Here is a 19,168-nt window from a genome sequence, read left to right on the forward strand (position 1 = left end):
TTTTGCGATACTCGCGCCATGACCGATCCCGTTCACGTGGCAGACGCGCTCGTCGCCGGCTTCGCCGACTATCACGCGCGCTTTCGCGCGATCACGCAGCGCGCGCAGCGGCGCTTCGAGGCGCGCGACTGGAGCGCTGCCGGCGACGACGCGGTCGAACGCATCGAGCTGTACGACCGCTGCATCGGCGAGATGGCCGTTCGGCTCGACGCGCTGCTCGGCGCGCGCATCGGCGAACGCGCGGTGTGGGTGCCGGTGCGCGAAGCGTACGCGCGGGCGATCGCGCGGCTGCTCGATCAGGAATTGTATAAAACGTGGTTCAACACGCTGACGCGGCGTTTCTTCAAGACGCGCGGCGTCGATCCCGGCATCGAGTTCGTCGCGCTCGACATCGAGCCGACCGACCGCATCACGCATCCGGTCGCGCGCCACAGCTATGCGGTGTGGGGAAACCTGCCGCGCGTGTTCCAGGCCGTGCTCGACGACTATCCGTTCGGCGCGGCCTACGCGCATGCGGGCCTGTGCGCGATCCGCATCGCGCAGGCGCTGTCGCGCCGGCTCGACGCGTGGGGGCCCGATCCGGTGCGCGCGATCGAGCTGATGCAGACCGTGTTCTACCGCGAGCAGCGCGCGTACCTCGTCGGCCGCGTGTTCGGCGTCGAGCGCATCGCGCCGCTCGTGATCGCGCTCGTCAACGACGCCGCCGGCATCCGCGCCGACGCGGTGCTGACCGAGCGCGAGCACGTCGCGCAGGCGTTCGGCTACACGCGCAGCTACTACCAGGCCGATCTCGAAACCGTCGGCGACGCCGTGGTGTTCCTGCGCACGCTGCTGCCGAACAAGCCGATCGACGAGCTGTACACCGTGCTCGGCCGCGCCAAGCAGGGCAAGACCGAGCGCTACCGGCATTTCTTCCGGCATCTGGCGCGCGATCCGGACGAGACGTTCGTGCACGCCGAAGGCGAACGCGGCATGGTGATGCTGGTGTTCACGCTGCCGTCGTATCCGGTGGTGTTCAAGCTGATCCGCGACCGCTTCGCGTTTCCGAAGGAGACGGCGCGCGAAGAAGTCATGGCCAAGTACCGGCTCGTGTTTCATCACGACCGCGCCGGTCGCCTGGTCGATGCGCAGGAATTCCGGTTCCTGCGTTTTCCACAAAAAATGTTCGCGCCGGCGCTGCTGGCCGAAATCCTCGCCGAATGCCGCGACAGCGCGTACGTCGACGGCACCGATCTCGTGATCGCGCATTGCTATATCGAGCGCCGGCTGCGACCGCTGAACCTGTACCTGCGCGAAGTCGACGCCGACGCCGCGCGCCGCGCCGCCGTCGACTACGGCCAGGCGATCAAGGATCTGGCGCGCAGCAACGTGTTTCCGGGCGACCTCCTGCTCAAGAATTTCGGCATCACGCGCAACGGCCGCGCGATCTTCTACGACTACGACGAGCTGTGCCTCGTCACCGAATGCCGCTTCCGCGCGCTGCCCGACGACGAGGAACGCCCGGGCGGCGATGCCTGGTACGTCGGTCCGCACGACGTGTTTCCGGAGCAGTTTCCGCGCTTTCTGGGGCTCTCGGACGACGCGCGCGCGGCGCTGCTCGAACGGCACGGCGACATCTTCGACGTGCGCTGGTGGCTCGACCTGCAGGCATCCATCCGCGCCGGGCGGCGCATCGACGTGCCGCCGTATCCGGCGTCGGCGGGCGTGGTGCCGGAAGTATTGTGGAGCGGGGTGTGAACTCGCCGTGCCCGGCGCGCTCCAAGCGCCGTCACGTCACGAGGATCGCCCCGATGCAAGCCGTTGCCGAGCCCGGCCTGTTGCGCCGCAACCGCGGATTCATTCTCTTCATGCTGCTGATGGTCGTGTTCCGCACGTCGTTCGCGGACTGGAACACGGTGCCGACCGGCTCGATGCAGCCGACCATCGTCGAGGGCGACCGCATCCTCATCGACAAGCTCGCCTTCGACCTCATCGTACCGCTGACGCACACGAGCCTGTATCGCTTCGGCGATCCCGAGCGCGGCGACATCGTCGTGTTCGATTCGGCCAAGGCAAATACGCGGCTCGTCAAGCGCGTGATCGGCGTGCCGGGCGACGTCGTGCAACTCGTCGACAACCGGCTCGTCGTCAACGGCGAGAAGGCACGGTACGACGATCTGCGCGAGACGCCGATGGGCGTCGAGGCGACCGAAACGATCGCCGGGTTCTCGCATCGCGTGCTGTGGATGCCCAAGCGCCGCAACCCGCTGGCGAACTTCGGGCCGGTCACCGTCCCGGACGGACACTATCTCGCGTTCGGCGACAGCCGCGACAACAGCATGGACAGCCGCTACTACGGCTTCGTGCCTCGCGAGGAGATCGCCGGCCGCACGCGCAGCGTCGTGGTGTCGCTCAACTACGACAACTACTATCTGCCGCGGTCGGATCGGTTCTGGCACAGGCTGTGAGACGGCAAGTCGTCAGCTTGTCATCCCGGCCTCCGCCGGGATGACGAGCAAAAAGCAGCCGACGCTAGCAAGCCCCACATTCCACATTGCCGACCGGCACCGCGTTCGCGCGCAGCGGCGTCGTCGCCACGCGCTCGGGCGTTGCGGGCTCCTGTCGCACAGCCGGTTCGAGATCTTCCGGGCGCGTGACGTAGCCGTGCAGGAACAGCAGGTCCTTGGCGAGCGAATACATGTTTCCTCCGGTTCGCGCCGGGCGGCGCGGTTTGAATGTGCTGCGAAGCGTAGTCCTCGCCGCTGCACGCAAAAAGCGATATGTTTGCAAGCCAGCCTTGAAGGAAATTCAAGATGGCGCGCGCACCCCTGGCGGCTCTGCAGGCATTCGTGCTGGCCGCCCAGTACAAGAACCTGTCGCGCGCGGCCGAGCGTCTGAATCTCACCGTCAGCGCGCTGTCGCATCAGATCCGCGCGCTCGAGCAGCGCCTGGGGCAGCGCCTGTTCGAACGGGGGCCGCGCGGCGTTTCGCTGACGGCCGACGGCGAGCGACTGCTCGACGCGGTCGCCTCGCCGCTCGAATCGATCGAGCGCGCGCTCGCGCCGGTCAAGACGAGCCGCGAAGGCGCGCTCTCGCTGTCGATGATGACGACGTTCGCGTCGGGCTGGCTCGTGCCGCGCCTGCCGCGCTTCGTCGAGAAGCATCCCGAACTCGAACTGCAGCTGCATTCGGGCGTCGCGCTCGTCGACTTCGCGCGCGAGCCGGTCGACGCCGCGCTGCGCTTCGGTCCCGGGCAGTGGCCCGGCCTGAACGCCGTGCACCTGTTCGACGAATGGATCGCGCCGGTCGCCAGCCCCGGTTTCGTCGAACGGCACAAGCTGGCGCTGCCGGTGTCGAGCGATCTTGCGCGGCTGCCGCTGCTCGGCGATCCCGGCGAGCGCTGGAAGGACTGGTTCGACCTCCACGGCGGCGCGCCGCCGCGCCGTTACGTCGCAAGCTTCGGCGATTCGGAAACGCTGCACCGCGCGGCGGTCGAAGGGCTCGGCGTCGCGCTCGGCCGCATGGTCACCGCGCGTCCGCTGATCCACGCCGGTCGGCTTGTCGTGCTGGTGCCCGAACGCCTGCGGTCGGAATGGTCGTACTACCTCGTCTATCCGCCGCGTTCGGCGAGGCACGCCGGCGTCGCGGCGTTTCGCGAATGGGTGCTTGAAGAAGCCGCCGTGTACCAGGCCGGCGGCGTGGTCGACGCGCAACAGTCGCGCAAGAAAGCCAGGCGCTGAATCGAACGCGCGGCGCGCCGAGCCGAGCGCGGCGTGCGCCCGGCCGTTGCGCGCGCGTGCTAGCCTGCCGGCCCCCGCCTGTTTCCCTGGAGAGGATCATGAAGAAACTCGTGCTGCCGATGTCCCTCGTCGTCGCGCTCGCCGCCTGTTCGCCGCAGTCCGAAGCGCCGAAGCCGGCCGCGCCCGCCGCCGCGCCCGCGCCGGAAGCGGCCAAGCCCGCCGATCAGCCGGCGACGCCGACACCGCCCGCCGCGGCCGCGCAGACGTTCGACGCGCGCATCGACGCGGCGCTGGCCGGCGCGTGGCGCTCGGACGCGAACAAGGCCCGCGACGCATACCGTCATCCGAAGGAAACGCTCGCGTTCTTCGGCGTGCAGCCGAGCCAGACGATCGTCGAGATCACGCCGGGCGGCGGCTGGTACACCGAAGTGCTCGCGCCGCTCGTGAAGGGGCAGGGCAAGCTCGTCGCCGCGGTGGCGGACGCTGCGACCGCCGCGAAGGAAGGCACGCAGAAGTATCTGGCCAACGGCAATGCGAAGTTCCGCGAGAAGCTCGCCGCCGACGCCGCGAACTACGGCGAAGTGGAAGTGCGCGAGTTCTCGCTGACGGCGCCGAAGCTCGGCGAGCCCGGCACCGCCGACGTCGTGCTAACGTTCCGCAACGTGCACAATTTCATGAACTGGAACAATGACAAGGCGATGTTCCAGGCCGCATTCGACGTGTTGAAGCCGGGCGGCGTGCTCGGCGTCACCGACCATCGCGCGGCGTCGGGCGCCGACCTTGAGAAGATCAAGGATTCGGGCTACCTGCCGCAGGACTATGTCGTGAAGCTCGCGACCGACGCCGGCTTCAAGCTCGACGGTTCCAGCGAGATCAACGCGAACCCGAAGGACACGAAGGACTACGAAAAAGGCGTGTGGACGCTGCCGCCGAGCTACGCGCTCGGCGACAAGGACCGCGAGAAGTACGCGGCGATCGGCGAATCCGATCGCATGACACTCAAGTTCGTGAAGCCGGCACAGTAAAGAACCCTCTCCCCCAGGCTCGCCTGGGGGAGAGGGCAGGGTGAGGGGGCGACGCATCGCGCTGCGGCGAGACCGACGAAGAACGCGACGTCGCCCCCTCACCCCGGCCCTCTCCCCCGACAGCTGTCGGGGGAGAGGGAGCTTCCATGCTCATCGCCCTCAACAAACCCTACGGCGTGCTGTGCCAGTTCACCGACCGCAGCGTGCCGCCGCGGCCCACGCTCGCTGCGTACGTCGCGCTCAAGGACGTCTATCCGGCCGGACGTCTGGACTTCGATTCGGAAGGCCTGCTGCTCTTGACCGACGACGGCGCGCTCGCGCATCGCCTGACCGACCCGCGCCACAAGCAGGACAAGACCTACCTCGTGCAGGTGGAGGGCGTGCCCGACGCCGCGGCGCTCGCGCGGCTGCGCAACGGCGTAGAACTCAGCGACGGTCCGACCCTGCCGGCGCGCGTACGCGCGCTCGACGCCGCGCCCGACTGGTTGTGGCCGCGCGATCCGCCGGTGCGGTTTCGCAAGAGCGTGCCGGACAGTTTTATCGAACTGACGATACGCGAAGGCCGCAATCGCCAGGTGCGGCGCATGACGGCGGCGGTCGGACTGCCGACACTGCGGCTCGTGCGCGTGGCGGTCGGCGAGCATCGGCTCACGGGCCTGGCGCCCGGCCAGTGGCGGCACGCGAACCCATGAAACCCGCGCCGGGCCGTTGCGGCCCGGCGCGCGGAATACTTACGGCTTCTTCTTCGATACCGTTTCGAACTTCGACACGGCGAGATCGTGCAGCGCCTTGGCGTCGTTGTCCGCGAGTTCGGTCGTGGTACTGCCGTCGCGCTTCGTCTTGAGCACGAGCACGCCCTGGTCGTTCCAGCCGGCGCGCGTCACGGCGTTCGGCCGCGTCGCCATCGCCGGCACGTTTTCCTTGACCACGGCCATCGGCTTGCCGTCGCGGTACGCGAAGTACGTATTGATGCGGCCCTTGTCGCCGTAGTCGGTGATCTCGCGCACGTAGCGCAGGCCCGACGAATCGAAGAAGCCGTCCCACGCGGTCGTGCTGGCTTCGTCTTCGCTCGCGCCGCGCGCGATCTTCATGGCGCCGATGGCGCGCTCGAGCGATGCGTATTCGGCGTCGAGCTTTTCCGACGGCGTCGGCTCGGCCGCGAGCACCACCTCGACCTTGGCCGGCGCACCCTTCGTCACGACCGGATACTGGCGCGGCGCGACGAAGTTGCGCTCGCCGTCGGCAATGGCGACTTCGAGCACGTAGAACGCGTTCTGGTCGATCTTGCTCGGATCGAACGCGAGCTCGAACGGCGCCGGCACGGCCGAGATCGGCGAATTCGACTGCGCGATCGCGACCGACGGCTTGAGCGTCACGTTGACGAGCTGCAGCTTCAGGTGCGCGGCCGTCGTGAGGGGGATCGGCGTCTTCAGGCTGACCGTGCCGGTTACCGAAGTCGGGGCCGGAGCCTGCGCCTTGGCGGCGGTCTGCGGCTTGTCGGTGCCGGAATTGCCGCACGCGGTGAGAAAGAGGCTCGCGGCGAGAAGAGGAAAGATCAGCTTGTACACGTCGAAATCTCCGCAAAAAACGTCAGAATCTTAGGGTCAAAAGCCTGATGCCAGCCCGACAGCCTAGCCGGTTTTCAAGACGCTGTCGCGGCAACTTCCGTCGTAAGGCGTAGCGCTAAACGCCCCGATCGAGGGCTCGGGGTTCGATAATGCCACCAACGGTCGCGCAAAGAGTCCTCGTTTCATGCTGATTCGTTTCTTTCTATGGCTGCGCTCGCAGGGCCTCAAACCGAGCCTCAACGAGCTCCTGGCGCTGCTCGAGGCGCTCAAGGCGGGGCTTGCGCGCCTCTCGCTCGACGAGTTCTATCATCTTGCGCGTGTCTGCCTGATCAAGGACGAAACGCTGTTCGACCGCTACGACCGGGCCTTCGCCGGCTTTTTCGCCGGCGTCGACGCCGCTGCCACGGAGCTGTACGGCAAGATTCCCGAGGAATGGCTGCGACGCGAGTTCGAGCGCGTCTTCACCGACGAGGAAAAAGCCCAGATCGCCGCGTTCGGCAGTCTGCAGAAGCTGCTGGACGAACTGCGCGAGCGGCTGGAGCAGCAGGACGGCGCGCATCGCGGCGGTTCGCGCTGGATCGGCACCGGCGGCACGTCGCCGTTCGGCAACGGCGGCTACAACCCCGAAGGCGTGCGCATCGGCGGCCGTTCGGGCCAGCGCCGCGCGGTGAAGGTGTGGGACCGCCGCGAATACCGCAATCTCGACGACACGCGCGAACTCGGCACGCGCGACATCAAGCTCGCCTTGCGCGTGCTGCGCCGGCTTGCGCGCACGGGTGCGGCCGAGGAACTCGATCTCGACGGCACGATCGACGCGACCGCGCGCAACGCCGGCTGGCTCGATCTGAAACTGCGGCCGGAGCGGCACAACGCCGTGAAGGTGTTGCTGCTGCTCGACGTCGGCGGATCGATGGACGACCACGTGCGCGTGTGCGAGGAGCTGTTCTCGGCCGCGCGCAGCGAGTTCAAGCACCTCGAACACTTCTACTTCCACAACTTCATCTACGAGCGCGTGTGGCGCGACAACGCGCGGCGCTGGAACGTGCATCAGTCCACGTTGGAACTGATGCACAAATACGCTGCCGACTACCGGCTCGTGATCGTCGGCGACGCGAGCATGGGGCCGTACGAAATCACGGCGCCCGGCGGCAGCATCGAGCACATGAACGAGGAGGCCGGCGAGGTGTGGTTGAAACGCCTGACCGATCTCTACCGTCGCGCCGTGTGGATCAACCCGGTCGACGAATCGCGCTGGGAATGGATGCCGTCGATCGGCCTGACGCGCGAACTGATGGAAGGGCGCATGTATCCGATGACGCTGTCGGGGCTCAACCGCGCGGTCGACAAGCTGCGCGCCTAGGTCTTCTTTCTGACCTTGATCTGATCGGCCGGAAACGTCGCGATGTCGCCGCCGCGTGCGCGGCGCGGCTGGCCCGGCTCCGGGCCCCAGGCGTGCGCGTAGATCACCTCGTACGTCGCGGGCAGCACGCCGTCGCGGCGGAACGGCTCGTACGCCCGCGCGACCGCGGCGAGGCGATCCTTCGTCGCGAGGCCGCGCGCGCGCGCCGGATCGGCGTTCGTCGCGCCGATGGCTTTCAGGTCGCGCATCAGCGCCGATGCGTCGGGATAGGTCAGCGTGAAGTCTTCGCCGTCGAGCACCGGATCGCGAAAGCCCGCCATGAGCAGCGCGTCGCCGACGCGCTGGATGTCGGCGAACTGCGAGACGTGGGGCCGGCGGTCGACTTCGCCCCACGCCGCGCGCAGTTCGTGCAGCGTCAGCGGGCCGAACGTCGACAGCGCGAGAAAGCCGCGCGGCTTGAGCACGCGGCGGAATTCGTCGAACAGCGCCGGCAGGTCGTCGATCCACTGGATGCACAGACTGGAAAAAAGCACATCGATACTCGCGTCGGCGAACGGCAGCGCGCGCGCGTCGGCGCACACGCGCGGCAGCGGCTTGAACCAGCCGCCCTGGCGCTTCGCCTGCCCGAGCATCGGCAGCGCGAGATCCGTCGCGATCACCTGCGCCGACTTCCAGCGCTTGCGCATGAGTCCCGACGCGCGGCCCGGGCCGCTGCCGATGTCGAGTACGCGCAGCGGCGCGTCGCTCACGTAGTCGAGGCGTTCGAGCAGGCGGTCTTCGACTTCGCGCTGCAGCACCGCGTGCTCGGCATACGTCGCGGCGGCGCGGCCGAACGCGCGGCGCACGTGGCTCGTGTCGAACGGCGGCGTCATGCGGGGTTTTCCGTGTCGAGCGCGCCGATCGCGTCGGCGACGAGGTCGGCGTGCGCGATGAACGGCGCGTGGCCGGCCGGCGTTTCGACGTAGCGGCCGTGCGCGGCCTGCGCCGCCCATTGCATCGCGCCGGCGGGGATCAGGCGGTCGCGCCGTCCGGCGATCCACACGTTCGGCATCGCAAGTTCGGCCAGGCGCGCGCGCAGGTCGGTGCGATCTAGCACGTCGAGGCCGTCGCACAGCACGGCGAGCGACGGTTCGCCCCGTTCGAACACGTGCTGTTTCAACGTGCGCAGTTCGGCCTTCGCATGATCGGAGCCGAGCGTTTCGAGCGCGAGAAAGCGTTCGATCGTGCGGTGGTAGTCGTGCCGCAGGCCGTCGGCGAACTGGCGAAAGATTGCCGGATCGACGCCGTGCGGCCAGTCGTCGCCGACGACGAAGCGCGGGCTCGACGCGACGAGCGCGAGCGCGCGCACCTGTTGCGGCGACTGCAGCGCGGCGTGCAGGCAGACGAGGCCGCCGAGCGACCAGCCGCACCAGATCGCGCGCGGCAACGCCGCGAGCAGGCGGCGCGCGGATTCGACCGGATCGAAACCGCTGTCGCGTTCGGGGCTCAGGCCGTGTCCGGGAAGATCCACGAGATGCAGGCGGAAACTGCCGGCGAGGCGTTCGGTCAGCGGCGCGAAGATGCCGGCGTGCATGGCCCAGCCGTGGATCAGGACGAGGTCCGGGCCGTCGCCGAGTGTTTCAATGTGCATTTTGCATTCCTTGCGCGCCGCCGAGCGCGAGCGCGTCGAGCAGGCGTTCGACATCGGTTTCGGTGTGCAGCGCCGACAGCGTCACGCGCAGCCGCGCCTTTCCGTTCGGCACGGTCGGCGGACGGATCGCCGGCACGTAGAAGCCGCGTGCTTCCAGATCGCGCGACAGGCGCAGCGCGTCGCCGCTCGCGCCGACGAGCACCGGCTGGATCGGCGTCCCCGACGGCAGCAGTACGAACCCGCGCCGCTGCGCGCCGTGGCGGAAGTGCGCGATCAGCGTGGCCAGGCGCTCGCGCCGCCAGTGTTCGAAGCGGGCGAGCCCGATCGCCGCGCGCGCGGCGGCGGCGAGTGCCGGCGGCATCGCGGTCGTGTAGACGTGCGTGCGCGCGAACTGCACGAGGCCGTCGATCAGCGCCGCGCTGCCGGCAACGAACGCGCCGGCGACGCCGAGCGCCTTGCCGAGCGTCGCCATGTGGATCGGCACGTCGTGCGCCGACAGACCCGCCGCGGCGACGCTGCCGGCGCCGTCGGCGCCGAGCACGCCCAGGCCGTGCGCGTCGTCGACGTGCAGCAGCGCGCCGCGTTCGCGGCAGAGCGCGGCGAGTTCGGGCAGCGGCGCGACATCGCCGTCCATGCTGAAGACGCCGTCGGTCGCGAGTACCGCGCCGGCGTCCGGCGCGGCGTCGAGCTGGCGCCGCGCGCCGTCGACGTCATTGTGCGGATAGCGTTTGAGTTCGGCGCCCGAGAGTCGCGCGCCGTCGATGAGGCAGGCGTGATTGAGCTTGTCCTGCACGCACACGTCGCCGTCGCCGAGCAGCGCGCCGAGCACGCCGAGGTTCGCCATGTAGCCGGTCGAGAACAAGAGCGCGCGTTCGCGGCCGAGCCAGTGCGCGAGGTCGTGTTCGAGCGCTTCGTGTTCGGCGCGGTGGCCGCCCAGAAGATGCGCGGCGGTCGCGCCGACGCCCCAGCGCTGCGCGGCGTCGACGAGCGCTTCGGTCACGCGCGGATGCTGCGCGAGGCCGAGGTAGTCGTTGCTCGCGAAGCTCAGCAGGCGGCGGCCGTCGACGGCGATCCACGCGCCGTCGGCCTCGCGCACGGTGCGCAGGCGGCGCAGGAGGTCGGCCTGCGCGCGGTCGGCGTGGGCTTGGGCAAGGCGATTTAGCAGGTCGGGACGAGGCATTGTCTTTGCCCGTCATCCCAGCGAAAGCTGGGATCCAGTTTTCAAAGACGCAACAGCAACGGCTGGATCCCAGCTTTCGCTGGGATGACGGCTCTGTCGTTACGCCGCTTCGAAGTGACGCGCATCGCCGCACCCACCCTCTTCGACGATATCCGCATGCACCGTCCCCGGCTCGAATTCGACCTCGAGCGGATGAATGCCCAGGCGCGCGAACAGCGCACGGTCGTGTTCGACGTCGGGGTTGCCGGTCGTGAGCAGCTTTTCGCCGTAGAAGATCGAGTTCGCGCCGGCGAGGAAGCACAGCGCCTGCAGCTCGTCGCTCATCTCGGCGCGACCGGCCGACAAGCGCACCATCGACGCGGGCATCAGGAGGCGCGCCACCGCGATCGTGCGCACGAATTCGAACGGATCGAGCAGCGCCGTGCCGGCGAGCGGCGTGCCCTGCACCTGCACGAGCCGGTTGATCGGCACGGACGTCGGATGTTCGGGCAGGTTCGCGAGCGTCTGCAGCAGGCCCGCGCGCTGCGCACGCGTTTCGCCCATGCCGACGATGCCGCCGCAGCACGTCTTCATGCCGGCGTCGCGCACGTGTTCGAGCGTGTCCAGACGATCCTGATACTCGCGCGTGTGGATGATCTCGCCGTAGAAGTCGGGCGCGGTGTCGAGGTTGTGGTTGTAGTAGTCGAGGCCGGCCGATTTCAGCGTGCGCGCCTGATCGCCCGAGAGCATGCCGAGCGTCGCGCAGGTTTCCATGCCGAGCGCCTTGACCGCGCCGACCATCGCGGCGACCTTTTCCACGTCCTTGTCTTTCGGCGAGCGCCACGCGGCGCCCATGCAGAAACGCGTCGCGCCGGCCGCCTTCGCCTGGCGCGCCTTGTCGAGCACGATGTCGAGCGACATCAGTTTTTCGGCCTTGAGCCCGGTCGCGTAGCGCGCGCTCTGCGGGCAGTACGCGCAGTCTTCCGGGCAGCCGCCGGTCTTGATCGACAGGAGCGTCGACACCTGTACCGCGTTCGCGTCGTGATGTTCGCGGTGCATCGCCTGCGCGCGGCTCATGAGATCGGCGAACGGCAGGTCGAACAGGGCGAGCACTTCGTCGCGCGTCCAATCGTGGCGGATGGCTGTCATCGGGCGGGTTCTGCGGCTTAGAGTGGGCGCGAGTGTGGTGAAGCGGCCCGGAGGCTGTCAACTTGAACGGACGTTTGAAGGTTGACGGCTGGCTGCGCCGCGTCGAGTTCGCGCTGCTGCCGGCCGCGTGCGTGCTGTGCGGCGCCGCGGCGGTCGACCGCGACCTGTGCGCCGGCTGCGCGGCCGATCTCGTGCCGAACCGCCGCTGCTGCGCGCGCTGCGCGATTCCGCTCGAATCCGGCGCGCTGTGCGGCCCGTGCGCGAAACGCGCGCCGCCGCAGACGTCGGCGTGGGTGCCGTTCGTCTACGGCGCGCCGATCGATACGCTGCTGACGCGCCTGAAATTCGGCGGCGATCTCGCGGCCGGGCGCGTGCTCGCCGAAGTCGCGCTGGCGCGGCGCGCGAACGACGCGCCGCTGCCCGACGCGCTCGTGCCGGTGCCGCTGCACGCGAGCCGGCTGCGCGAGCGCGGCTACAACCAGTCGCTCGAACTCGCCCGCGCGTGGTCGCGCGCGCTGCGCGTGCCGCTCGCCGCCGACGCGCTCGTGCGCACCCGGGCGACGCCGCCGCAGACAGGCCTGTCGGCGCTCGAACGGCGGCGCAACCTGCGCGGCGCGCTCGCGGTGGTCGCGCCGTTGCCGCGCCGCGTCGCGATCGTCGACGACGTGATGACCACCGGTACGACGCTGCGCGAATCGGCGCGCGCGTTGCGCCGCGCGGGGTGCGTGCACGTCGAGGTGTGGGCCGTCGCGCGGGCGCCGCGCGTGGGGAAGACCGGCGCTTAAGCCGCGCCGTGCTTGAAGCCGAGCGCGAGCACGATGCCGATCCATACGGCCATGCCGAGCCACAGGTTGTTGCGGAACGCGGCGAAGCACGCGGTGCGCTCGCGCTCGCGGATCAGCCACTGCTGCCATACGCACAGCCCGGCCGCGACGGCGACGCCCGCGTAGTAGACGACGTGCAGGTCGGCGCGCGTGCCCACGAGCACGAGCGCGAGCACGAGGGTCGCCATCAGGACGCCGATGATCGCGCGGTCGGCGTCGCCGAACAGGATCGCGGTCGACTTCGATCCCGCGGCGATGTCTTCCTCGCGGTCGACCATCGCGTACTGCGTGTCGTACACCGTCGCCCACACGACGTTGGCGAGAAACAGCAGCCAGCACAGCGGCGGCAGCGCGTCGACGTAGCCGACCGCCGGCGCGCCGCCCTTGACCGCCGCGAACGCCATCGGGATCGACCAGCCGAACGCCGCGCCGAGCACGACCTGCGGCAGATGCGTGTAGCGTTTGGCAAACGGATACAACGTCGCGAGCGCCGCCCCCACGAACGAGAGCTTCACCGTCATCGGGTTGGTCAGCAGCACGAGTCCGAACGAGGCCAGCATCAGCATTACGAACAGGATCAGCGCGTCGCGCGGACTCACGCGCCCCGACGCGATCGGCCGCTCGCGCGTGCGTTCGACCTTCGGATCGAGCCAGCGGTCGGCGTAGTCGTTGATCACGCAGCCGGCGGCGCGCATCAGGAACACGCCGAGCGTGAAGATCACGAGCAGGCCCGGCGGCGGAAAATCGCCCTGCGCGAGCCACAGCGCCCACCACGTGGGCCACAGCAGCAGCAGCGCGCCGATCGGTCGGTCGAGCCGCATCAGCACGAGGAGGTCGTGCGCGCGTTCGCGCCAGCCTTCGGGCAGGAGCCGCAACAGCGCGCCGAAAATCTTGCGCGAACGCATCGACGCATCGGCCGGATGCGGCGGCGCGGCCGGCGCGTCCTTGCGGCGCGCGCCGGGCGGCACTGTCGTTCTGGGGTTGCCGCGCGGCGCGGGCGTCTTGCTCATGCGCCGGAGTGTAGCCGTGCCGGCGCGATCGGACCTAGCCCGAAGCTGCGCGTTCGTTCAGCGAGGTTCGAACGTATACGTCGCGGTGCCGTCGCCGTTGTCGGCGATCTGCTTGACGCCCTTGATGCCGTTCGCCTGCGCGACGGCCGCCTGGCCCGCGCGGCCCTTGAACGTCAGCGGCGCTTTCAGCGCGATCGGCGCGAAGCGCACGGGACTCGCCTCGATCGCCTTGCGGTCGAGGTTCGGATGCGCGCGGATCCACGCGATCACGACGTCGCGATTCGTCGTTTCTTCCGACATCACGATGTTCTTGCCGTCGAGGCCCGGAATGTTGCCGCTGCCGCTCGCGCGGTAGTTGTTCGTCGCGACGATGAACGGCTGCTCGGGTTTCACCGGCTTGCCGCGCAGCGCGAGCTTGACGATGCGTTCGCCGGCCGCGCGCGTCAGGTCGATCGTGTACGCAAGTTCGCCCTGGATCACGTCGAAGTTGTACGTCGGCACTTTCGCGTTGATCAGCGCCTGCGGCTCGGCCGCGGCCGGATCGACGCGGTTGAAGCGTTCCGCCGATTTTTCAAGCCACGCCTTGAGCGTCGTTCCGTTGATGCTCACCGCGGAAATGGTGTTCGGGTACAGGTACAGGTCGGCCGCGTTCTTGATCGTCACCTTGCCGGCCGGAATGTCGGTGTAGTCCTCCGGCCCCGCGAAGCCGGCCTTGAACGCGGCCGCGGCCGACAGCACCGGCACGTTCGCGAGGTCGGGCCGTTCGCGCTTGATCCACTCGATCGTGTACTCGCGCTGCGCGGCGTTGATGACGCCGAGCGCGCTCGTGTCGCCGAGATCGGCGAAATACGTCGACAGGCGTTCGCGCGTCTGCCCGATCGGCGTGTCGACCCAGGCGACGGTCGCTGCGTGCTCGGCCGCGACGATCCGCGCGATCTGCTGGTCCGGCGCGACGCAGTCCTTCGGCGTCACGCAGATCTGACGCACTTCGCTGTGCGTCTTGTCGCGATCGATCTGCCAGCGGCCGTCCTTGCGCGCGAGCGCGAGCTTGATCACGCCGAGGCCCTTGCCCCAGAAGCTGCCCATGACCGCCGGCACGCCGCGCACGAAGCCGCGTTCGTTGTCGACTTCGGGCATGTTGTTGAAACGCGACTTCGGGTTCGCCGCGTTCGGGAAGGTGTCGTGCGAATGGCCGAGCAGCATCGCGTCGATGCCGGGCACGGCCGCGAGATGCCAGTTCGCGTTTTCCATGTTTTCGTCGTACGGGCTCGGGTTGAGTCCGCCGTGCGAGATCGCGACGACGAGATCGACGTTGCGCGCTTTCAATTCCGGCAGATAGCGTTTCGCCGCCTCGACCACGCCCATCGTGGTGACCTTGCCTTCGAGGTTGCGCTTGTCCCATTTGAGAATCGGCGGCGGCGCGAAGCCGAGGATGCCGATCTTGAGCGGCACGTCGATCGCGCTGCCGTCCGGCGTCCACGCCTTGATCGTTTTCTCGACGACGTGAAACGGCGGATACAGCGGTGAGCCGGTCTTCGCCGAGAACACGTTCGACAGCACGATCGGAAACGCCGGTCCCTTGCAGCGCTGCTTTGTGGAGTCGTCCACATCGTACGGCGTGCCGGTGACCTGCGACAGGAACGCAAGACCGTAGTTGAACTCGTGGTTGCCGATCGCCGCGCCGTCGTAGCCGAGCGCGTCCATCGCCTTGTACATCGCGAGCTGTTCGGTGCACGCGAGCTTGCCGGGCAACGCCTGGAAGTCGGACAGCGCCGTACCCTGGATCGTGTCGCCGTCGTCGAACAGGAACGTGTTCGGGAATTCTTCGCGCGCCTGCCGGATCAGCGAGGCGACGCGCTCGAAACCGAGCGTCGGGTCGGCGACGCCCTTCATGTAGTCGAACGAGAGCACGTTCGAATGCAGGTCGGTGGTTTCGAGCAGCGCGACGTCGGCGCGCGCGCCGTCGTCGAGGGTCGGTGCGGCGGCGGGCTTCGACGACGGCGGCGCGGAGGCGCAGGCGGCGACGAGAACGGCGACCGCGGCGGCGAGAAGATGGCGTTGCATGGGCGTCTTGAGGTCGTTGGCAGGCGCGCACCTTAGCATCGGGCGAGGGTTGGCACACGCATCGAAGCGCTGTCACACTCGCTCGCTATCGTCGCCGTTCGCCTGGGAGAAAACCGTCGTGAAACGCCTGCGCCTGGTACCGCTGACGCTCGCCGTCGCCCTGTCCGCCGCCTGCGCCCACCAGCCGTCGTCCAATGCGCCGTCCGCGCGCACGCCGACCGCCATCGCGGTGCCGTCGATCGAACGGCCGGGCGGCGAGTCCGCCGCGTGGTGGTTCACGGCCGGCGCCGCCGCCGCGCACGCCAACGTCGGCGCGACGCCGCCGCGCGCGAAGAACGTCATCGTGTTCCTCGGCGACGGCATGAGCATTCCGACGATCGCCGCGGCGCACATCCTCGCGGGCCAGCGCGCGGGCGTCGACGGCGAAAGCTATCGCCTGTCGTTCGAAACGCTGCCCTACACGGCGTTCTCGCGCACGTACGAAACCGATTCGCAGACGCCCGACTCGGCCGGCACGATGACCGCGATCATGTCCGGCGTGAAGACGAAGTCCGGCTTCATCGGCATATCGCAGGCGGCCAACCGCGGCGACTGCGCGTCGAGCAAGGGCCAGGAACTCGTCAGCGCGCTCGAAATCGCGGAACTCGCCGGCATGTCGACCGGTGCCGTCACGACGACGCGCATCACGCACGCGACGCCGGCCGCGACGTACGGCCATCTGCCCGAGCGCGACTGGGAAGTCGATGTCGAGCTGTCGAAGGCCGCGCAGGATCAGGGCTGCAGCGACTTCGCGCGCCAGCTCGTCGAGTTTCCGATCGGCGACGGCCTCGAAGTGGCGATGGGCGGCGGCCGTACCGAGTTCATGCCGGCGACGCAGCGCGATCCCGAATATGACGGCTATCCAGGCCAGCGCCTCGACGGCCGCGACCTGATCGCGCAGTGGACCGGCCGGCCCGGCGCGCAGTACGTGTGGAATCGTGCACAGTTCGAAGCGATCGATCCGGGCAAGACGAAGCATCTGCTCGGCCTGTTCGAGATCTCGCATATGCAGTACGACCACGACCGGCCGACCGACAAGGCCGGCGAGCCGTCGCTCGCGGAAATGACGCACACGGCGCTCAAGGTGCTGAAGAAGAACCCGAACGGCTATTTCCTGATGGTCGAAGGCGGCCGCATCGATCACGGCCATCACGCCGGCAACGCGTATCGCGCGCTGACCGACACGATCGCGTTCTCGGACGCGGTGCGCGCGGCGATGGAAGACACCGACGCCGCCGACACGCTGATCGTCGTGACGGCCGACCACGCGCACACGATGACGTTCTCGGGCTACCCGATCCGCGGCAATCCGATCCTCGGCCTCGTGCGCGGCGGCTCGGACTTCGAAGGCGCGACGAATGCGCTCGCGCTCGACCAGCTCGGTCTGCCGTACACGACGCTCGGCTACGCCAACGGCCCGGGCTACCAGGGCGCGACCGACCGGCAGCCGGCCGGCCCGAAGACGTATCCGCATTCGTATACGAGCGCGCTGGCGAACAAGGCCGGCCGCGCCGACCTGACGCACGTCGACACCACGGCGCCGGACTACATGCAGGAATCGCCGATCCCGTTCAAGAGCGAAAGCCACGGCGGCGACGACGTCGCGATCTTCGCGCGCGGTCCGGGCGCGCAGGCGTTCCACGGCGAACTCGAACAGAACGTGATCTTCCACATCGTCGCGCAGAGCGCGCCGCGCATCCGCGCGCAGCTGTGCGCGCTCGGCAGCTGCAACGCCGACAAGGTGCCCGTGACCGTGCCGACGCGCGAGCGGCTGCTCAACGCGGCGAAGAAGCAGTAGCCGCGGGCGCGTAGCGGTAGTGGCCGGTGACGACGAACGCGAACAGCGCGTCGTCGTCGCGCGTGCCGAGGCCGATGTTGTGCACGACGGTCGGCCGGTTCGCCACGCGCCGCGTCGACACGATGCCGATGTGCGGCACGCCGCTCGGCAGGCGCCAGGTGACGATATCGCCCGGCGCGTACAGCGACGCGTCGGTCTGACTCGCTTCCAGCGCGGTGCCGTGGCGCGCGAAATACGTCGCGAGGTTCGGCACGCGGCGATGATCGATGTTCGAGTCGGGCGACTTCAGTCCCCACAATTTCGGATACGCGGCGAACGCGCGGCGCATGTCTTCGTGCACGCGCTGCTGCAGGTCGACGCCGAGCGCACGGTACGCGCGCACGACGACGTCGGTGCACACGCCGGTTTCGATCGGCACGTCGCCGCCGGGATAGGCGAGCTTCACGTACGCGCCGTCGTAACCAAGCGTGACGCCGATCTGCGCGCTCGCCGCGGTGACGAGGCGCGCCGGAAAATCCGGCTCCGCGGCGACCGCGTTTGCCAGGGCGAGCGCGGGGAGCAGGATCAGAAGACGCAACCGGCGCATGCGAAATCCTCGACGAAGGTCGAGTCCGCAGAGTCCGCTCCGCCCTGAAAGTTCCTCGCGCATAATCGGGCGACGACCGCCACGGAGTCTTTCGATGAGCCCTCTGTTTCGCACCGCCGCGATCGCCTTGCTCGCCTGCGGCAGCGCCGCCGCCGATCCGCTCGAGGGCGTGACGGTGCCCGCCGGATTTCGCATCAGCGTGCTGACCGACGAGGTGCCCGACGCGCGCGGTCTCGCGTTCGGGCAGAACCACCTGTTCGTCGGCTCGCGCGGCGCCGACAAGGTTTATGCGGTCGACTGGCCGCCCGGCGCGGACGGTCGCGCGAAGGCGCGCGTCGTGCTCGACGACCTGACGAATCCGCACGGCGTCGCGTTCAGGGACGGTGCGCTGTACGTCGGCGAGCGCACGCGCATCGCGCGCTACGACGCGATCGAGACCTCGCTCGACGCGCCGCCCAGGCCGGCGGTCGTGCTCGGCAATCTGCCCGACATTCCGCATCACGGCATGCGCACGATCCACTTCGGCCCCGACGGCTTGCTGTACCTGTCCGTCGGCGTGCCGTGCAACGTCTGCGCGCGCAAGGATCCGTTCGGGCAGATCCTGCGCTTGGATGCGAAAGCCGCCTCGCCGAGGCCAGAGATCTACGCGACCGGCATCCGCAACAGCGTCGGCTTCGACTGGGACGCGAACGGCGAGATGTGGTTCACCGACAACGGCCGCGACCTGCTCGGCGACGACATCCCCGACGACGAACTCAACCACGCGCCGAAGGCGGGCATGGATTTCGGTTTCCCGTATTGCCACAACGGAACGATCCCCGACGGCGAATTCGGCAAGGAGCGGCCGTGCAAGGATTTCGTCGCGCCGGCCTACGGCCTGGGCGCGCATGTCGCGGCGCTGGGTATCGCGGTATATGACGGCAAGGCGTTTCCCGAGGAATACGAAGGCGCGCTGTTCATCGCCGAGCACGGCTCGTGGAACCGGTCGAGCAAGGTCGGCTATCGCGTGACGGTCGCGAAAGTAAAGGGTGGAAAAGTGCAGAAGCCTGAAGTGTTCGCGTCGGGCTGGCTCAAGGGCCAGAGCGTCGACGGCCGGCCGGTAGACGTCGTCGTCGCGCCGGACGGCAGTCTGGTGGTTTCCGACGACAAGGCCGGCGCGATCTACCGCATCGAATACAAAAAATAAAAGCCGGGCAACAAAGTTCGACGCAGGTCTCGTGCTTCCGGAGCCCCCTTA

Annotated in this window: 18 protein-coding genes; 9 read left to right on the plus strand and 9 right to left on the minus strand. The window is 68.7% G+C overall.

Features of this window, described 5'->3' with window-relative positions; translation table 11 throughout:
* The first annotated feature begins 18 nt into the window (after positions 1-18).
* Positions 19-1,737 carry a bifunctional isocitrate dehydrogenase kinase/phosphatase gene (gene aceK, locus OD750_RS12630; RefSeq protein ID WP_263545591.1) on the plus strand — a complete coding sequence of 573 codons (1,719 nt, stop codon included), beginning with the start codon at positions 19-21 and terminating at the stop codon, positions 1,735-1,737.
* Positions 1,738-1,790: 53 nt separating this feature from the next.
* On the plus strand, positions 1,791-2,447 hold the full coding sequence (gene lepB / locus OD750_RS12635) for a signal peptidase I (RefSeq protein ID WP_263545592.1): 657 nt from the start codon (positions 1,791-1,793) through the stop codon (positions 2,445-2,447).
* Positions 2,448-2,511: 64 nt separating this feature from the next.
* Here the strand turns inward: lepB and OD750_RS12640 are convergent, their stop codons facing one another.
* A complete protein-coding gene (locus OD750_RS12640) occupies positions 2,512-2,679 on the minus strand; it encodes a hypothetical protein (RefSeq protein WP_263545593.1) in 168 nt (55 codons plus the stop codon).
* A 113-nt stretch (positions 2,680-2,792) separates the two neighbouring features.
* On the opposite strand from OD750_RS12640, the gene OD750_RS12645 reads away from it, so the two are divergent.
* The 3 genes from OD750_RS12645 to OD750_RS12655 all read left to right on the plus strand — a co-directional run bounded on the left by OD750_RS12645 (position 2,793) and on the right by OD750_RS12655 (position 5,436).
* Positions 2,793-3,719, plus strand: coding sequence for a LysR substrate-binding domain-containing protein (locus OD750_RS12645; protein WP_263545594.1), 927 nt, complete (start codon positions 2,793-2,795; stop codon positions 3,717-3,719).
* Positions 3,720-3,817: 98 nt separating this feature from the next.
* Complete coding sequence (locus OD750_RS12650; RefSeq protein WP_263545595.1) at positions 3,818-4,744, plus strand: class I SAM-dependent methyltransferase; 927 nt, start codon at positions 3,818-3,820, stop codon at positions 4,742-4,744.
* Positions 4,745-4,890: 146 nt separating this feature from the next.
* On the plus strand, positions 4,891-5,436 hold the full coding sequence (locus tag OD750_RS12655; RefSeq protein WP_263545596.1) for a pseudouridine synthase: 546 nt from the start codon (positions 4,891-4,893) through the stop codon (positions 5,434-5,436).
* A 39-nt stretch (positions 5,437-5,475) separates the two neighbouring features.
* Here the strand turns inward: OD750_RS12655 and OD750_RS12660 are convergent, their stop codons facing one another.
* Positions 5,476-6,312: a YbaY family lipoprotein gene (locus OD750_RS12660; RefSeq protein ID WP_263545597.1), complete on the minus strand. Its 837-nt coding sequence runs from the start codon at positions 6,310-6,312 to the stop codon at positions 5,476-5,478.
* Between the two features lie 184 nt (positions 6,313-6,496).
* Between OD750_RS12660 and OD750_RS12665 the strand changes: the two genes are divergently transcribed.
* Positions 6,497-7,672, plus strand: a complete 1,176-nt coding sequence (locus OD750_RS12665; RefSeq protein WP_263545598.1) for a vWA domain-containing protein — start codon at positions 6,497-6,499, stop codon at positions 7,670-7,672.
* Here OD750_RS12665 and bioC read toward each other — a convergent pair.
* The 4 genes from bioC to bioB all read right to left on the minus strand — a co-directional run bounded on the left by bioC (position 7,669) and on the right by bioB (position 11,610).
* A complete protein-coding gene (gene bioC / locus OD750_RS12670; RefSeq protein ID WP_263545599.1) occupies positions 7,669-8,544 on the minus strand; it encodes a malonyl-ACP O-methyltransferase BioC in 876 nt (291 codons plus the stop codon). The genes OD750_RS12665 and bioC overlap by 4 nt on opposite strands.
* Positions 8,541-9,302 (minus strand): pimeloyl-ACP methyl ester esterase BioH, encoded by a 762-nt coding sequence (bioH, locus tag OD750_RS12675; protein WP_263545600.1) that lies wholly within the window; start codon positions 9,300-9,302, stop codon positions 8,541-8,543. Before bioH ends, bioC begins: the two co-directional genes overlap by 4 nt.
* Positions 9,292-10,482: an 8-amino-7-oxononanoate synthase gene (bioF, locus tag OD750_RS12680; protein ID WP_263545601.1), complete on the minus strand. Its 1,191-nt coding sequence runs from the start codon at positions 10,480-10,482 to the stop codon at positions 9,292-9,294. Before bioF ends, bioH begins: the two co-directional genes overlap by 11 nt.
* Positions 10,483-10,581: 99 nt before the next feature.
* The gene (bioB, locus tag OD750_RS12685; RefSeq protein ID WP_263545602.1) at positions 10,582-11,610 is read right to left on the minus strand and encodes a biotin synthase BioB; all 1,029 of its coding nucleotides are present in this window, start codon (positions 11,608-11,610) and stop codon (positions 10,582-10,584) included.
* A gap of 62 nt (positions 11,611-11,672) precedes the next feature.
* Between bioB and OD750_RS12690 the strand changes: the two genes are divergently transcribed.
* On the plus strand, positions 11,673-12,395 hold the full coding sequence (locus OD750_RS12690; protein WP_263545603.1) for a ComF family protein: 723 nt from the start codon (positions 11,673-11,675) through the stop codon (positions 12,393-12,395).
* Here OD750_RS12690 and ubiA read toward each other — a convergent pair.
* Together ubiA and OD750_RS12700 are read right to left on the minus strand one after the other, a co-directional pair.
* On the minus strand, positions 12,392-13,324 hold the full coding sequence (gene ubiA / locus OD750_RS12695; protein ID WP_425508228.1) for a 4-hydroxybenzoate octaprenyltransferase: 933 nt from the start codon (positions 13,322-13,324) through the stop codon (positions 12,392-12,394). The genes OD750_RS12690 and ubiA overlap by 4 nt on opposite strands.
* 177 nt (positions 13,325-13,501) lie before the next feature.
* Entirely contained in the window at positions 13,502-15,508 is a 2,007-nt protein-coding gene (locus OD750_RS12700; protein ID WP_263545604.1) for a bifunctional 2',3'-cyclic-nucleotide 2'-phosphodiesterase/3'-nucleotidase, read from the minus strand.
* A 127-nt stretch (positions 15,509-15,635) separates the two neighbouring features.
* Between OD750_RS12700 and OD750_RS12705 the strand changes: the two genes are divergently transcribed.
* The gene (locus tag OD750_RS12705) at positions 15,636-17,345 is read left to right on the plus strand and encodes an alkaline phosphatase family protein (protein WP_263545816.1); all 1,710 of its coding nucleotides are present in this window, start codon (positions 15,636-15,638) and stop codon (positions 17,343-17,345) included.
* Here OD750_RS12705 and OD750_RS12710 read toward each other — a convergent pair.
* On the minus strand, positions 17,323-17,931 hold the full coding sequence (locus OD750_RS12710) for a DUF1287 domain-containing protein (RefSeq protein ID WP_263545605.1): 609 nt from the start codon (positions 17,929-17,931) through the stop codon (positions 17,323-17,325). The two genes, OD750_RS12705 and OD750_RS12710, sit on opposite strands and share 23 nt — an antisense overlap.
* Positions 17,932-18,025: 94 nt before the next feature.
* Here OD750_RS12710 and OD750_RS12715 point away from each other — a divergent pair, with 94 nt between their 5' ends.
* Complete coding sequence (locus tag OD750_RS12715) at positions 18,026-19,117, plus strand: PQQ-dependent sugar dehydrogenase (RefSeq protein ID WP_263545606.1); 1,092 nt, start codon at positions 18,026-18,028, stop codon at positions 19,115-19,117.
* Positions 19,118-19,168 lie beyond the last annotated feature (51 nt).

Origin of the sequence: Tahibacter soli (assembly GCF_025717065.2) — a bacterium.
GTDB classification, from domain to species: domain Bacteria; phylum Pseudomonadota; class Gammaproteobacteria; order Xanthomonadales; family Rhodanobacteraceae; genus Tahibacter; species Tahibacter soli.

Bases quoted from the DNA above. Each gene is read 5' to 3' on its own strand.
- aceK (WP_263545591.1), top strand. From the start codon at position 19: ATGACCGATCCCGTTCACGTGGCAGACGCGCTCGTCGCCGGCTTCGCC.
- lepB (WP_263545592.1), top strand. From the start codon at position 1,791: ATGCAAGCCGTTGCCGAGCCCGGCCTGTTGCGCCGCAACCGCGGATTC.
- OD750_RS12640 (WP_263545593.1), bottom strand. From the start codon at position 2,679: ATGTATTCGCTCGCCAAGGACCTGCTGTTCCTGCACGGCTACGTCACG.
- OD750_RS12645 (WP_263545594.1), top strand. From the start codon at position 2,793: ATGGCGCGCGCACCCCTGGCGGCTCTGCAGGCATTCGTGCTGGCCGCC.
- OD750_RS12650 (WP_263545595.1), top strand. From the start codon at position 3,818: ATGAAGAAACTCGTGCTGCCGATGTCCCTCGTCGTCGCGCTCGCCGCC.
- OD750_RS12655 (WP_263545596.1), top strand. From the start codon at position 4,891: ATGCTCATCGCCCTCAACAAACCCTACGGCGTGCTGTGCCAGTTCACC.
- OD750_RS12665 (WP_263545598.1), top strand. From the start codon at position 6,497: ATGCTGATTCGTTTCTTTCTATGGCTGCGCTCGCAGGGCCTCAAACCG.
- bioC (WP_263545599.1), bottom strand. From the start codon at position 8,544: ATGACGCCGCCGTTCGACACGAGCCACGTGCGCCGCGCGTTCGGCCGC.
- bioH (WP_263545600.1), bottom strand. From the start codon at position 9,302: ATGCACATTGAAACACTCGGCGACGGCCCGGACCTCGTCCTGATCCAC.
- bioF (WP_263545601.1), bottom strand. From the start codon at position 10,482: ATGCCTCGTCCCGACCTGCTAAATCGCCTTGCCCAAGCCCACGCCGAC.
- bioB (WP_263545602.1), bottom strand. From the start codon at position 11,610: ATGACAGCCATCCGCCACGATTGGACGCGCGACGAAGTGCTCGCCCTG.
- OD750_RS12700 (WP_263545604.1), bottom strand. From the start codon at position 15,508: ATGCAACGCCATCTTCTCGCCGCCGCGGTCGCCGTTCTCGTCGCCGCC.
- OD750_RS12710 (WP_263545605.1), bottom strand. From the start codon at position 17,931: ATGCGCCGGTTGCGTCTTCTGATCCTGCTCCCCGCGCTCGCCCTGGCA.
- OD750_RS12715 (WP_263545606.1), top strand. From the start codon at position 18,026: ATGAGCCCTCTGTTTCGCACCGCCGCGATCGCCTTGCTCGCCTGCGGC.